Source organism: Dankookia rubra (assembly GCF_004355005.1).
Classification (GTDB): Bacteria; Pseudomonadota; Alphaproteobacteria; order Acetobacterales; family Acetobacteraceae; genus Paracraurococcus; species Paracraurococcus ruber_A.
Genome location: NZ_SMSJ01000041.1, coordinates 35,648 through 50,291, shown reverse-complemented (window position 1 = coordinate 50,291; position 14,644 = coordinate 35,648). Strand labels below are relative to the sequence as shown.

Genomic DNA, 14,644 nt, shown 5'->3' with positions numbered 1-14,644 from the left:
TGCCCGGGCGGGTGGACCAGGGGAACGAACATCTCCTGCCCACGCAGTCGCCGCTCCCGGACGTAGTCCTTCACGATCGTCTCGCCACCCGCGAAGCCATGCTCCGTCTTAAGCCGCTCGAAGATCCGCCGCGCCGTATGCCGCTGCTTGCGCGGCCGCCCCTGATCCTCCTCCAGGATGCGGTCAATCACCGGCAGCAATGGGTCGAGCTTGGGCCGCACCGGCGGCTTGCTGCGCCGGTATCCAGGCGGCACGGAAAACCGCAGCATCTTGGCCACCGTCTTGGGGTCGATGCCGAAGATCCGAGCCGCCTCCCGTTGGCTCATCCCCTCCGCATGGCAGGCACGTCGAACCCGCGCATAGAGATCCACGACTTTCATCCCCAAGGCCTTCCGTCAGCCGTCGTGACGAAAGGCTCGGCAGCGCTCCTATTTCACGCCGCCGCGGCCAGATTACCCAGCCGCTCCCTGAGGGATTTTCTCTCCGACGCTCTCAGTGGGGGCTTTGGCGAGGAAGTCAGTCAAGCGGCGGCGGTCCCGGGCGATGCGAATCGACCGAGCTTCTCATCACGGCTTCGCCGGCGAGTGGGCGCCAGAATGCGGCGATCGTGCACTGGGTCACTCCGCACTCATAGGCCGTACGACGATGGCCGGCTCGTCCTCGGTCGTTAGGACGAGGATAGCCTGCTCCGGGTGTCTCCATTCCTGCTCGCGGAAGATCGCGACGAAGCCCGCCACGTCGAGATGGTTGAAGCCGCCCCCGAGGCAGGCGATGCCGGGATGCTTCCAACCGCCGAAGAGCCCGTCGACTGCTACCAGCTGCCCGACGTCCGCCCGCCTGAGCCATGCCTGAAGCTCGGCAAGGGGTGGGGGTGGGACGCCGAAGCTGTCCTCCTCGAGGCCGGAGAACATCAAAATCACAGCGGTGATGTGGCTCAAGCGTCCAACTCGACGCCGCGCACCAGCGTCAGCAGTCGCCGGAACTCCTCATTGTCGCTCGGTCCCTTCCATTGGTTGATGAAGCGGCAGACAATCTGGACGTTACCGGCTTCGTAGTGGCCATCGCTGTCGATGCGGTCGGGCGATGGCAACAGGTTTTTGTCCGCGTCCGGCCCATGAAAATGGAAGGGTATGCCGGTCAGGGCGCAGCGGTCCTGCTGAACCGTCATGAGGGATCTGAGGAGCCTGTCGAGCTCATCCGCGGACATCCTCAAATCTTTGTTCTTCAGCGTGCGCTCAACAATCTGCCCATTTGAGTTTCGCGTTGTATTCTCGATGGAAAGCCGCATCTCGATAATGGATCGGTCGCGACCACCTAACACCCGGCCTGCGTCTTTTCGTGCTGCGCTGCCGTCGCCCTCGCCGTGGTCCTCAAGTTTCTCCAGCATCCAGCAGAAGGAATGGGCGTCGATCAGTTGAACGCCCGATAAGCCCGGCAAGCCCGCGAGGGCTCGTCGCACCTCGCCGAGCGCGGCGTTGAAGCTGACGTAGTTGTCCCAAGAGCAACTGCGCAGCGTCCTGAGCTCGATGCCAAGGGTGCGGAACGCGCGATCGAACGTCGTCGGCTGAATCGGCATGAACCGATCGGCATCCATCAGAAAGTAGAGATAGGCGAGGAGCGGGTACTTGGCGCCTGTCAGGTGGCTGAGCCGGTCGAAGATGCCTCCTGCGTCGCCGCCGCCGCGGTACAACTCGAACAGGAGCCGTTCGAGCTCGCGGAGCAGAGCCGTGCTCGAGACGGCCTCCAGCAGCACACGGTGGTCTCGGTTCGCGTGGCCGTAGCGATTCTGCCAGAAAACGAGGTTGTTTGTTATAGAGCCGGCTTGGGTGCACTTGGATGAGTTTGCCGGTTTTACAGGTATTATCCCCGTGCGACCCGGCGCCGGCCTCAAGATGGCCCAAGCCGGCTCTATAAGTTCGCGCGACTGTCTTGAATCTCTATCGCCGAGATCGTGTGCTGCAGAATGGCCCCGGAGCCGACTTGCGCTTCCGTCCACGTGCCGGGATTCAGCATTCCGAGTGCGTATTTGCGAAGGCGCGGCTTATAGTCCTCCCACGTGGCTGCCACACCCTCGTGGAAGTTCGTGAAGGGATGGCCCTTGTCGTTTGCTGCGATCAGGCGCTGAAAATGCGCGAATGCTTCACGGAAGCGAGATGACTGTAGCACGGTCACTTTCCATCGGTACTCCTGGACTTATTTCGTGCGGTGATGGACGGAGTAGCTCGGCCGATCATCTCTGTCCCTCGCTGAGGAAGATGTTGGAACGGTGATAGGCTAGGTATGCCTGCTGGCCTTCAATGAACGTGCCGACGTTGCGCGGCACCTTGGCTGGTATGCCGAGGCGCTCCAGGTCGGCCGGGTCTATTTGCGGTGAGACAAGCAGCGTGCCGTCGTCGGCGAACGAGATGTAGCCCTGATCGAAAAGGTGGTCGGCGGTGGGCGTCAACATCAGGCCGTTTTCGCCGTCGAGGCGCTGCGCATGCGTTTCGCACGCTCGCCACGGCCGGATGTGGCTCGCACGCAGTAAACGTTGGTCGGCGACTCCGGTGAGACGACAGCACGGCTCGACGACCAGCACAGCGGCGCGGAACCGCCCTTGCCCGCGGCGGGCTGCGACCACTGCCTCACGCTCGGTCGCGGAGAGGCCGGGGTCCACCTTCACCAATGCTTCGAGGGCGTCGTCCCCACGATCCAGCGCGCGGCTGTCGCCATTGCTCTCGGAGGTCGACGCTCGGAGTTCTTCCCTGGAAAGTCCGAGCTGCGGCAGGAGTACGCCGGCAAGCGCCGGTGAGATCGCAGCCAGATAGACGTTCTGGTTACCCCCTCCGGTCTCCGGGCGCAGAGGCGAATGCCGGTCAGGAAGATGCGGTCTTAGATCCTCGATGAGGTCCCGCGGGTGGATCGGGGACGGCGCGGCACGCCAGGAAACCGGGACGAGCCAGCCCTCCCGGCTCCAGTGCTCCCCCGTACCGCCGAACTCCGGGGGCTTTACTGCCGGTGCCGCTGGGCGAGTCACGACCCCTACGTGGCTGATCCGCTGGTCCGAGTAGGCGAACACCACGTCGCCCGCGCGCACGCGACGCATGTTGTCGTAAGTCTGGTTCCGCGCGCCATTCTTGTTCGCCTTCGGTAACCAAAGATAGCCCCCCCGGATCTCATGCCGATGAGTCTGCTTATTGTTCACCCACCAGAAGCTCGGCCGGTTCGACTGCTGCTCAGCTTGGTGCCCATCACGCCCCGTCGGCGCGTTCGCTAATGGCTGGTCGCCGATTTCCCGGACCACCACTCTAAAGCCGAGCTGCTCCGCCTTGGGTTGGACGGTGTCCTTGCCGCCGCTGAATTGGATCGGGAGGAGAGGCCGCCTGCCAGGCCCATCATACCGCCAGGCAACACCGAGTAGCGCCTTCGAGGGATAAAGCGTGCCGCCGTGCTCGATCCAGTACCTGTCCGGCTCCCCGTATCCGTAGCGGGCCAGAAACTCAGCCTGACCAAGACGGTCGTGTTCCTCTATCGCCCGAAGGACCGCCTCGCGGCTCTCGAGGCGGGAGATCCTCACTTTGGGGACCGCCTCTACCGGAGTCAGGCGACGGTCCAAGATGAAGCTCCGAGAGGCTTCATCGAGTGCCGCTGATGCCTCCGAGGTGAGGCGGCGAACTGCGGCCCCGCCCTGAAAGGCCTGGCCCAGCACCTGCGCTTCAGCGCGGATCCCGAGCCCACGGATGAGATCGGGAAGGTCGGGCTGACCCTCAAGCCTGAAGTAGAGTGCCTGGGCCGGGGCGGCTTCGGCGAACCAGCGGCCATCAGCTTCGCGTTCTGTCGACCCGGGGGGGTTCTCACCCGTAGCTGACGCTGCGAGCCGCGCAACGATCACGTACCTGCCTTTCGAAACCGGCGCGAAGGCCCAGATCGTGTCCCCAGGCCGAAGCCCCGCCATTGCAGGACTATTCTGGTTTAGCCGGAAAGCCGGGCCGTCGCGGGTGTCGGCGAGGTAACGGGCCCAGAAGTACAGGAACGCGCCCGACTGTCCCGGTGTGTCGCTCATAACTCCCCCGGTGGTGCTTCTAATATGCAGATTGAATCATGTCAAAACTCATTGCATCATAAGGTTTATGGACCGGCGTGTTGGCGTTTCTGACCTACCCAACCTGCGCCGCGGCCCCGCCGTTTCGATCGATCGTTGAAAAAACCTAACGGTTGATCAGTTCCTGCTAAACACTGAAGAGAACGACCTTATTGTCGAACTCGTACAGACCGAGCTCGACGCGGGCTCATCCTATAAACTGCTGCAGACGCGCGCGGACCGCCTCGCCTGCGAGCGCAGTAGGCGGCCGGTCGAGCCTGATGGCTGGGATCGTTTGTGGTTGATCCTTGCGGCAGATTGCGAGGCTGACAGCCGACATATTGTGACAAGCTGACATGTGCAGCCAGACTGGCCATTGCTCTTCGTGGTGATATCTCAAAAATTCGTGTTTAGCCTTCAGACGGATGAAAACTTGTTAGTGTTGCCACGCAAAATGGCGTTCATTTAGCAAGCGGACATACTCCGCAGGTAACCGTTATAGCGGCCCAGCAATCGAAGCCGTCTGTTGTCCTATTATGCTAGTTTAAAGCCAGGGGAGGTACCGAATGCGTATTTGGGCCCTACTGACCCGCCTCGGTCTACTCTCGTCCCTTCTAGTAGGCTCTTCTTGGACCGCGAACGCCGCATGTGCTACGGCAACGGAGTGCGACGAGATATGGATCGCCGCCCAGGACGTGGGAGTTCCTCTTTCTTTTTTGTCTAAAGTTCTGCCGGCTCGAGATACATCGGATATCATTGTTGGCGACCGTCTTGTCTCAAACACTAACATTAACATTCGTCGTGGGCCGGGGGACTTCTCAGCGAATCTCGGACTGCTTCCAAATGGCACTCACGTCGTTGTTGAGGATGTTGCGCAAACCGGCTCTACGAGCGACCGGACCCAGCTATGGCTCAGGATCCGTGTAAATCCGGTTGCAATCCGGCCGCCGGGTTTCAGCGCGACAGTCAGTAACGAACCGGCTAGCCGCGGCGGAAATACGACAGCGAGCCGTCAAGAGGCAACCCGAGTGCTTGCTTGTTATAACCGTCTTTCTACTGGTTCGCGAACTGCGAGTATCCGAGAGATCTTCGAATGCTCAGGGGTTTGGGTTACTCCGCGCACCTTGACTTCGTGTGCAATGGGCGCGACCTGTCCTATCCTTCATGACACCTTTGAGGACCGGGCCATCCGGGACGCCGCTCTCCGAGAACTTGACCTCAACCTGGACAGCAAACTAGAACTCCAGCCGCGCTACCTGCCGCGTATGCCTGGAGCAGAGGCAATCAACCGCTGCAAAAACACAACAAGTAATGAAAACGACTTCGGTCAGTGTATCTCCAAAGCTTTTTTAGATCAACACCAGACGCAGATCGCGTGCTTCAGCCGGCTGACCAGCGGAGAGCGACTCTCCTGCTTTGCTCAGAACGCCAATAATCAGGAGTTTACGGCGTTGATTGGCTGCTTGGCTGGTGGTCGTCCTACGCCGGACAAAGTCGCTGCCTGCGTCACCCGATCCGATGTGCAAACACAGGTTAATCAGGTCCGTAACTGCGTCGGCGGCTCACCTAGCGCGCGTTCCGCACTCGGGTGTCTATCAGACCGAATTCCGCAGCAACAGCGGCAAGCTGCGGAGTGCCTCGCCAGTTCGGCCGGAAGCAGTGACACACTCCGGTGTTTCGACTCCATCTCGCCCGACGTTCGCCGCGCGAGACTCGTGGCCGACTGCTTTAGCATGGACGCGGCGAACGCTGTGATCGCCCAATGTGTGGCAACGCAGACCGGTGGACCGGTCCAGAACGTGATGGCTTGCGTCAGTAATCCGGATAAAGCAGCGGCGATCTTGTGTGCCGCTGGCGACAACTCGACCACTCGGGCCATCAACCGCGTCAGGCAATGCGCTTCTGCTGGCCGGGACGTGTCGTCAGTGATAGCGAGTTGCACTGATGGTTTGCTCGATCCTCGAACCCGCCAGACTGCTTCCTGTGTCGCTGAAGCCCGCGGAAATCGTGCCGAAATCGCGGGATGTGCTGCTGGTGCCGTTTTACCCCCGGAAGCTGCGCGCATCGTTGGCTGTGCAACGAGCAGCCAGGGACCGACCGATTTCGCACTCTGCGCTGCCGCACCATCCATGAACGAAGAGTGGCGTATCGCGGCGGAGTGCGCGGTGCAATCGGGTGGAGAGCCGCTGTCCTTCGCGGGTTGCACCGCGGGTCGTTTGACCATCCGCGAGTTCACAAAATGCCTTGGAGGCGAAATCGGCAAGGATTGCTTTGGCCCCAACAACACGATAGTGGTCGGTCTGAACAACGCGTTCCGCGATATTACGCAGGGCCCGGGCCGCAACAACGAGGTTGTGCGTGCAGTTCAGGCTATTGTAGACGCTACGGGTGGAGGACCAAACTCCTTCGTGCGAAATCCCTCACAGATTTGGGGCGGACCGAACTCGGTCTTTAATAATCCTGGCCAGATTCTGGGCGGCGATGGCTCGGTTTTTAAAGACCCAGGTCAGGTATTCGATCCTCGACGTTGGCGCTTCTAATGACGCGGGTCGAGAAATATTGTTCCAAAGTTAGTGAAGAAGCTGCACGTCTACCAAGATCGTTTTTACGATCGGGCACAGGAAGTTTGCGGACTGTTTTATGGCGATCTTCCGGCGCCCCAGGCGGCTCACGTTTAATGCAGGCTCGCGCTGGGCTTCGCTATGGCTTCGGCAAAAAAATATCGTTGGCTGCAGCGCACCATCTGGCGTCTCCTGCCCAGACTGGATCGAAGGCCTCGCCAGAGAATTTTGTATTCCGGTTCCCACCGCTGCTCCAGTCGTTACCCCTACAACCTGTCTCTCCTGAGTTGGACACCGCGCTGAGGCGCAGGTTTCCGACAGGTTTCAGCCGCTACCTTGATGGTGCTGATCCGAAATGAGTGCGGGTTTTCTCTCCGAAATGTCGGAGAGTCTCTGAACCTTGAGGGTTGGCCGATTTAACCCTCAAGCTTTAGCGCGTTGAAATAAAATGATCTTTAGGCGACGCACCGGCCCTTCATTCAGTACGCCCATCGCCTGCCGGTCAAAGCAGCGAACTAAATCGCTTTCGCCGCCCCCAAGCTTTTGCCCCTCGCAGAGCGTCGATAATCCGTCTGCGCCCATCGCGGTGGCACCCTTGCGTCTGGCGGGACCACGGACACCGCTCAGTCGGCCTGCTGATGCGTCTTCAGCGCCGGAGGTGCCGCGGTCCGCCGGACGACCAGAGCGATCGCACCCAGCACGCACGCCAGGGCCGCCACGTCGAAGGGGCCGATCGCGCGCTGCACGAGCACCGCGCTGCTGGCGACACCGATGCAGGGTACCACCAGCAGCGAGAGGCTGGCGACGCTGGCCTTCAGCCGCCCAACAACAGGGAACCACGCGGCGTAGGCCAGCGCATTGGCGAAGACGATCATGTAGAACAGGCCGAATAGCCCGCGCCCTGCATCCGGGTGCAGGTAGGTCTGGCCGTGCAGCACCAGCCACACGGCAAAGGCCGGCGGCGTTCCCAACAGCAGCTGCCAGGCCGTAATCAGCAGCACGGGGCTGCGGAAGCACAGCTTCTTGCTCAGCACAGTGCCAGCGCCGAAGGTGGTGCCCGCTATCAAGCCTAGTCCCACGCCAAGGCTGTTCGGACCCTCGGTTCCCGTTGTGCCGGCCAGCACCAGCAGCACGGCAACGAGCCCAAGACCGAGTGCCAACAGGGTGGGGCGGTCCAGCCGCTCGCCCAGTACCGGTACCGCGAGCAGCGAGGCCCAGAGGGGCATGGTGTAGTTCAGGATGGCAGCCTGCCCTGGCCCGACCAGCATGACCCCGGCGATCAGCGCGAAGGGGAAAATCACCATGATCAGCAGGCTGAGCGCGAGCACGCCGCGCCACTCCTCGCGGTGCGGCAGAATGCGCCGACCCGGGGTGTGCAGGCAGAGCAGGAGCAGCAGGGTCCCGGCACCCGCATTGGCCAACAGACGCGCGGTGATCAGGTCCACCGCCTCCAGCGTCCAAGCCATGAAAGGGTAACTGAGGCCCCAGCAGAGCCAGACGATGAGCAGGAGCGGCCAGGTCATTCGGCACGTCCATCGCGTCTGCGCCGCCACCGGGGAAGCGTGCGTTGGTGTTCCATTCTAACCGCCCTGAGAAGCAAGGCACTCCAACGCGGCAGCGCCGTGCGGGAATGGTGCCGACGGTTTAGGCGGGCAGCCACGCCTAATCTATGGCTCGGAGAGCGGTTGGAGCACTCGGGCGAATGCCTCGGCCATTTTGTGCGCAGCGCCTGCCGTCGCAAGGGTGCGGCCTCGATGGCAGCCGTCTCCGTCAACATGCTCAACAAAGAGCATGACGGCGCCAACTGCCTCCATTGCGGCTATTGAGTCGACGACGCACAGCGAGCCGCGCGCTGATGACCTGCGCGGGCTCCGGCTGATCGGTAGCCCGCAAATCCAGCCCGAAAGCTGAAAGCAGGCTGATCGGTAGGGACCCGATGCTGTCTGTCAGAGGGTGACGCTACTCTAGCTGGCTGTCCTTGCTGCCTCGACGGCTTATACCGAACCGACCTCAACCTGCACCGGTTCCTCGGCGAGCCGTACCATCTCGACCTCGCCAGCTGCAGCGACCTGGCAGCGCTGAGCCTGGTGTTCCCGAGCCTCGACCCGGCTACGGGCAAAACGACCTATGCAGCCTTTGCCCGCTGCTACCTGAACGAGGAGGCGGTGCTGGAGGCGCACAACGCTCCGACCCGGGCTTATGATGGCAGTCGGGCAGGCGATGAAGATGCCGGTGCAGACGACCAGCATCTTTGACGGGCGGACCTGTAGGCGGAGCTGGCAGGTCCTTAGGCCAAGCTGTGATACCGTTCACCATCGACCAGCAAGCGCAATACAGGGGCGAATAGGTTGTGCAGAGCATCTATCCCTGGCATTGGCAGGCGACGGTCAAGTCCAAACTAAATCAACTTTGATCCGCGCTCGCCATAGGCTCGTGCGCGGTCTGGCCGGAAGTGGCGCGTCCACTATCCGGCGTGGCATTCGGGATGCGGCCATCAGACTGTGGGCCGGGCGTTGGACGGCAACTCTCGGCACGGTGACGCAATAGGCCACGCTGCCGCGCGTTGTGCGTCTTTCGCCCGACTGGATGATGAATGACGCTCCTGAACCCCCGCCTCCTCGATACCGGCAGCCCGCCCATTCCGGAGATCCAGGCCTGGGGCACCCGCTATGCCGGCCGGGGAGGGCTGCTGAACATGTGCCAGGCAGTGCCGTCGCATGCGCCCGCACCCGGCATGCTCGAACGCCTCGCCCGCGCGGCGGGAGATCCCGCCTGCGCCACCTATGGTCCGATCATGGGCGATGCGGCGCTGCGGGAGGCCTATGCCGCAGATCTCGGCGCGCTGTACGGGGGCCGGCTCGACGCGTCGGAGGTGGCCATCACCGCCGGCTGCAACCAGGCCTATTTCGTGACCATGATGGCCCTGGCGCAGCGCGGCGACGCGGTCCTGCTGCCGACGCCCTGGTACTTCAACCATCGCATGACGCTCGACATGTTGGGGGTCGAGCCGCGTGCGCTGCCCTGCTGTGCGGAGCAGGGCTTCGTGCCCGACCCGGAGGAGGCGGCAGCGCTGATCGACGACCGGGTGCGGGCTATCGTCCTCGTCACGCCCAACAACCCGACCGGCGCAATCTACCCGTCCAAGGTGATCGCCCGCTTCCATGCCCTGTGCCGGGAGCGGGGGATCTGGCTGGTGCTGGACGAAACCTACCGAGACTTCCTGCCACCCGGCCGGAACCGGCCGCACGGGTTGCTTTCGGGCGAGGCTTGGCCGGAGAACCTCGTGCAGCTCCACAGCTTTTCTAAGTCCTTCGCGATTCCGGGGCACCGTCTGGGCGCCTTGGGCGCGCCCGCCGCGCTGTTCCCGGAACTCGGCAAGGTGATGGATTGCGTGCAGATCTGCGCGGGGCGGGCAGGACAGGCCGCGCTGGCCTGGGGGCTCGGGGCACTGTCGGCGTGGCGGGCGGCGAATCGCGCGGAGATGCAGGCCAGGGGAGCAACCATGCGCGCAGCCTTCTCCCGCCTGCCGGGCTGGGAGCTGCAATCGCTCGGGGCCTACTTCGCCTATGTGCAACACCCCTTCGAAGGCACTTCCGCCTGGCAAGTGGCGGAGCGGCTGGCCTCCGAACAGGGGCTGCTGTGCCTGCCCGGCCCAGCCTTCGCTGGGGAGGAGGCGCATCTTCGCATCGCTTTCGCCAACGTGGCGGCAGCCGGCATCGTGTCGATGGAGGAGCGGCTGCGGGCGGCATCCAACTGATCGCAGCCGGGCTTTGGTCCGGCCTGCAAGGCGGTGCCCCCGGGGAGGCCGGCCGGGTTCCGGGCGGCCGCGGGCTACGCGACGGAGACCCGCATGGCAGCGCTTCCCAAAAACCGCAGGCGTCGGCCGCTCAGGGCAGCCAGCCCAGGGCGCGAAGCCGCTCCCGCTCGCCGGTCAGGAAACGGTCGCCGATATCGGTACGCCAGCGCAGTTCCGGGGCGACGACGTTGCGCGCCCGTGCCCGGGCGTCCTCCTGGGCCGCCTGCACGGTGGGGCCGGCGCCGGTGACGATCATCAAGTGGCCGGAGCGGCGGCGACCCAGCAACTGGCCGTCCTCCATCCGCATGTCCACCAAGTGGTAGCGGTCCAGCTCCACGCCCTCGGGCGGGTGCAGGAAGAAGACGGGTGGGTCCTCCTCCGGCGGGGCGGTCTCGGTATGGGCGGGAAAGGGCGGCACCGTGAGGACGATGGCGACGGACCAGCCCGGGCGCGCGGCGAAGCGCGCCGGCGTGCCGGCCGCCCCCCCGCCGGCCATGCGGGCGAGCAGGTCGCCCCAACCATCCGGCTGCAGCGCGGCCAGCACGGCGAAGCCGGGATTGCCGAAGCGGCAGGTGAATTCCAGCGGCCAGATGCCCCGCTCGTTGACGATCAGGTTGAGGTTCACGTAGCCGACATGCCTGGCCGCGGCGAAGCGCGGCGCGAGCCGGTCGAGCGTGGCGGCGAAAAGCGGCTCCGCCCCCTCATAGGCGGCCAGCGTGCCCATCTCGCCAGTCATCTCGCCCATCTCACCGGGGAAGAAGCGCTTGTGCTCGAAATCGATGCAGGCCGGGCGGAGGAAGCGGGTGCCGTCGAAATAGGCGCCGACGCCGACCTCCACGCCTTCCAGCCGCTCCATCAGCAGCACCCGGCCTTCCCCGGCGCGGCGGAGCATGAAGGCGAGGTCGGCGCCTTCCGGGTGGTCGCCGACGAAGGTGGTACGCGCGGTGTCGTCGTGCTTCAGCACGTAGCGCCCGGGGTGTCGGGCTAGCCATTCGAGCGCAAGCGCCGGATGCGCGAAGGAATGGCTCGCGGCGATGGCGAGCCCCGCCTCCCGTAGGACGGCCTGGCCGAACTCGCGCTCCTGCTCCAGCCGGTCGCCGAAGGCGCTGCCGCCAACAACGCGAAAGCCCTGGACACGGAGTTCGTCCTGCAGCGCGCCGCGGCCGATCCGCTCGAAGAAGATCACGCCGTCCCGCCCGATCCAGTCCAGCTCCGCCCGCCAGTCCGCGACGCAATCGATCAGGCCACCGAAGGCCCGCTGCTCCGGCGGGTCCTCGGCGAAGACCCGGACCTCGTGACCCTCGCGGCGGAGCGACAGGTAGACGTCGCCGAGATAGGCGCGAGGCCCGATGGCAAGGATCCGCATGCGTGTTTTGTCTCCGAACCGATGCCGCTTGGACCGGCGATCCTGGTGCGTGAAAGGATCATGTGAGCGGCGGAGCCGATTGCTCAAGGCTGAGCGCCGGGTCCGCCGGCTCGAGCGTCCTCGACGAGGTCCGCTTCGGAGCATCAGCAGGACCCTACCCATGGTCCGCAATGGGCGTCTTCCAGTCTGACGTGCCTACTTGGGCTACTCGGGACGAGGGTGCCGTCCCGAGCCGTTTCAAGTGTTTCACAAAGGTCGTCAGATCTCGGTGGCCTCTGACAAGGTAAGGGCATCCTTAACGTCAACGCCGCCAAGGCTGTGTTCGCCTTCTCCGCTATCAGGGAGGCGGGCTCGCCCGGCAAATGACCGAGAAGGGCACGGAGTTGCCGTGGCCGATTGTGGCCGAAAACCACCATTCCGTGTCCGGCCAGCATTACCGGCAGCGATGCGCCTACCTGATCGGGACGGAGAAGCGGATCGTGATATCGTCGGGGCCTGACCCCTGGGAAGCCGGGGTAGCGCCCCCACATCCCGTGCGGATGGCCGCCTTCCCGCTCGACATCGCTCGCATCTACCTCGAACCCGCCGTTGAGGAGCATGCTCGCGGTCGGGAGATTCTCGCCCGCTTTTCGCAGGCCGAGCGCATCCCGGTCGCTTCCCATTGGCGGATCCCGGAACTGCGGGGCGGCGATCCCGGCGATTACTTGGCGGCCAAGCGGAAGGCCCTGGTGCTCGGCGTCAAGAAGGGCCTGACCTTTCGCCCCAACGGGCGTAGCGCAGACTTCATCGCGCCCTCCTCCTCCAACGGCTGCGCCATGGCCTGCGCCTACTGTTACGTCGCCAGGCGCAAGGGGCACGCGAATCCCATCAGCGTCTTCGTCAACATCGAGCCGATCCTCGCCGCCACCGCCCGCCACGCCACGCGGCAGGGTCCGAAGACGGTGCCGAACCAGGTGGATCCGCAGTCCTGGGTCTACGACCTCGGCGAGAACGGTGACCTGTCTGTCGATGCCGCCATCTCCGACAACGTGCGGGACCTCGTCTCCCTATTTCGCAGCTTGCCGAACGCGAAGGGCAGCTTCGCAACGAAATGGGTGAACCCGGATTTGGTGGGCTACGATCCGCAGGGCCGCACGCGCATCCGCATGTCCCTCATGCCGCCCGGCCTGGCGAAGCTGCTGGATGTACGCACTTCCCCCGTGGCGGAGCGCATCGCTGCCATCCCGGATCTGCACCGTGCCGGCTACGAAGTTCACCTGAACTTCTCCCCTGTCGTGCTGCACGAAGGGTGGGAGGCGGAGTGGGGCGCCCTGTTCGAGATGCTCGACGACCTGCTGCCTGCCGCCGTGAAGGACCAGCTGGCCGCTGAGATCATCATGCTCACCCACAACCGGGACCTGCACGAGATCAACCTCGCCTGGCATCCGAAGGCCGAGGACCTGCTCTGGCGCCCGGACATCCAGGAGCAGAAGGTCTCCGAGAGCGGCGGCGTGAACCTACGCTACCGCACGGGCTGGAAGGGCCGCTGGCTGCAGCGCTTCAAGGACCTGCTGGCCGCCCGCATGCCCTATTGCCGGGTGCGCTATGCCTTTTGACGTGCTGCAGGCCCCGGCCCGCCCGCATCCCCTCTGGAAGCCGAAGCGCCTGCTGGTCACACCCTCCGCCCTCGCCTGGCCGCAGGGCGCGGCCATGGCGGAACGGGCTGCGGCGCTCGGGGCCGAGGTGGTGAGGCTGAAGGCCGACCGCCTGACGGGCCTGCCCGATACCTACCGCGACGCCAAGACCACCATGGCCGTCGTCGTCGCCTCGCCCAGCCGCCGTAGGCCGCAGCCCATCCCGCCCAGCGCCGATTGGCGCTTCGACCTGGCCGAGGGCTGCCCGGCCCATTGCGCCTACTGCTATCTCGCGGGCTCCCTGGCCGGCCCGCCGATTATCCGCGCCTATGCCAACCTGCCCGAGATCCTGGCTGCCCTGCCGCCGCTGCTGGGCCAGGGCCAGGTCACTTCCCGCAATGCCGCCCGCGCGGCGGAGGGCACGACCTTCGAGGGCTCCTGCTACACCGACCCCTTGGGCATAGAGCACATCACCGGCAGCCTGGCCGAGACGATCCGCTACTTTGGGGCCTGGGAGGCGGAGGCGCAGTTCCGCTTCACCACGAAGTACGACGCCATCGGCCCGCTGCTGGACCTGCCGCACAGCCGCCGAACGCGCATCCGCTTTTCCGTCAACGCGCGCGGGGCGGAGCGCTTCGAGGGCGGGGCGCCGCGCGTGCGGTACCGGCTGCAGGCCATGCGGCAGGCCGCCATGGCGGGCTACCGCATCGGCCTTACCGTCGCACCCATCCTGAACCTGCCGGACTGGCGGGACGCCTATGACGCTCTGCTGGCCGATTGCGCCACTGCCCTGGACGGCGCGCCGGACCCGGACCTGACGGTGGAGCTGATCACCCACCGCTTCACCGAGGGGTCGCGGGGGGTGCTCCAGGGCTGGTACCCCGGTAGCGGCCTGGAGATGGACCCGGCGCAGCGCAGCCGCAAGCTCACCAAATTCGGCTCGGCCAAGTACGTTTTCCCCAAGGCGCTGATGACCGAGCTGCGCGCGGGCCTGGAAGCGAGCGTCGCCCGCCACTTGCCCCAGGCGCGTGTGCTCTACTTCACCTGACATAGGACGCGGGACCGCGGGATGGACCATCGGCGCCGCCACGCCCGGGGCAAGCACCGGGCCGACATCCCTGCGGCGCCTTTCCGGCCTGGCCGTTGTTGGCCCTGCCGGTCTGCCCGCGCGGCCGGCCTTGCCATTGCCTGAGGCTTCCGCGCCGGCACGCCGAAACCCGCCTGGGCCAAAGACCTTGTTGTCGCTGA

The 14,644-nt window shown here is 64.7% G+C and carries 11 protein-coding genes and 1 pseudogene; 5 read left to right on the top strand and 7 right to left on the bottom strand.

What is annotated here, in order from left to right:
• The 5 genes and pseudogenes from E2C06_RS23030 to E2C06_RS39640 form a co-directional block, all read right to left on the bottom strand.
• Positions 1 to 380 (bottom strand): annotated as a pseudogene (locus E2C06_RS23030) (IS21 family transposase); the annotation flags it as partial.
• 237 nt (positions 381 to 617) lie between these two features.
• Positions 618 to 938 (bottom strand): hypothetical protein, encoded by a 321-nt coding sequence (locus E2C06_RS23025; RefSeq protein WP_133290942.1) that lies wholly within the window; start codon positions 936 to 938, stop codon positions 618 to 620.
• Complete coding sequence (locus E2C06_RS23020) at positions 935 to 1,753, bottom strand: hypothetical protein (protein ID WP_206664656.1); 819 nt, start codon at positions 1,751 to 1,753, stop codon at positions 935 to 937. The genes E2C06_RS23025 and E2C06_RS23020 overlap by 4 nt, the downstream gene beginning before the upstream one ends.
• A gap of 155 nt (positions 1,754 to 1,908) precedes the next feature.
• Positions 1,909 to 2,172 carry a hypothetical protein gene (locus E2C06_RS38825; RefSeq protein ID WP_206664655.1) on the bottom strand — a complete coding sequence of 88 codons (264 nt, stop codon included), beginning with the start codon at positions 2,170 to 2,172 and terminating at the stop codon, positions 1,909 to 1,911.
• 58 nt (positions 2,173 to 2,230) lie between these two features.
• Positions 2,231 to 4,042 (bottom strand): HNH endonuclease, encoded by a 1,812-nt coding sequence (locus E2C06_RS39640; protein WP_133290941.1) that lies wholly within the window; start codon positions 4,040 to 4,042, stop codon positions 2,231 to 2,233.
• 1,157 nt (positions 4,043 to 5,199) lie between these two features.
• On the opposite strand from E2C06_RS39640, the gene E2C06_RS23010 reads away from it, so the two are divergent.
• The gene (locus tag E2C06_RS23010; RefSeq protein ID WP_133290940.1) at positions 5,200 to 6,600 is read left to right on the top strand and encodes a hypothetical protein; all 1,401 of its coding nucleotides are present in this window, start codon (positions 5,200 to 5,202) and stop codon (positions 6,598 to 6,600) included.
• A gap of 644 nt (positions 6,601 to 7,244) precedes the next feature.
• Here E2C06_RS23010 and E2C06_RS23005 read toward each other — a convergent pair.
• A complete protein-coding gene (locus E2C06_RS23005; protein ID WP_133290939.1) occupies positions 7,245 to 8,144 on the bottom strand; it encodes a DMT family transporter in 900 nt (299 codons plus the stop codon).
• A gap of 564 nt (positions 8,145 to 8,708) precedes the next feature.
• Here E2C06_RS23005 and E2C06_RS37820 point away from each other — a divergent pair.
• Positions 8,709 to 8,876, top strand: a complete 168-nt coding sequence (locus tag E2C06_RS37820) for a hypothetical protein (RefSeq protein WP_165982595.1) — start codon at positions 8,709 to 8,711, stop codon at positions 8,874 to 8,876.
• Between the two features lie 338 nt (positions 8,877 to 9,214).
• Positions 9,215 to 10,378, top strand: coding sequence for an aminotransferase (locus E2C06_RS23000; protein WP_133290938.1), 1,164 nt, complete (start codon positions 9,215 to 9,217; stop codon positions 10,376 to 10,378).
• 130 nt (positions 10,379 to 10,508) lie between these two features.
• On the opposite strand, the gene E2C06_RS22995 is transcribed toward E2C06_RS23000, so the two are convergent.
• Positions 10,509 to 11,783, bottom strand: a complete 1,275-nt coding sequence (locus E2C06_RS22995; protein WP_165982594.1) for a phosphoribosylamine--glycine ligase — start codon at positions 11,781 to 11,783, stop codon at positions 10,509 to 10,511.
• 479 nt (positions 11,784 to 12,262) lie between these two features.
• On the opposite strand from E2C06_RS22995, the gene E2C06_RS22990 reads away from it, so the two are divergent.
• Complete coding sequence (locus E2C06_RS22990) at positions 12,263 to 13,378, top strand: spore photoproduct lyase family protein (RefSeq protein WP_241671427.1); 1,116 nt, start codon at positions 12,263 to 12,265, stop codon at positions 13,376 to 13,378.
• Positions 13,368 to 14,444: an SPL family radical SAM protein gene (locus E2C06_RS22985; protein WP_133290936.1), complete on the top strand. Its 1,077-nt coding sequence runs from the start codon at positions 13,368 to 13,370 to the stop codon at positions 14,442 to 14,444. Before E2C06_RS22990 ends, E2C06_RS22985 begins: the two co-directional genes overlap by 11 nt.
• Positions 14,445 to 14,644 lie beyond the last annotated feature (200 nt).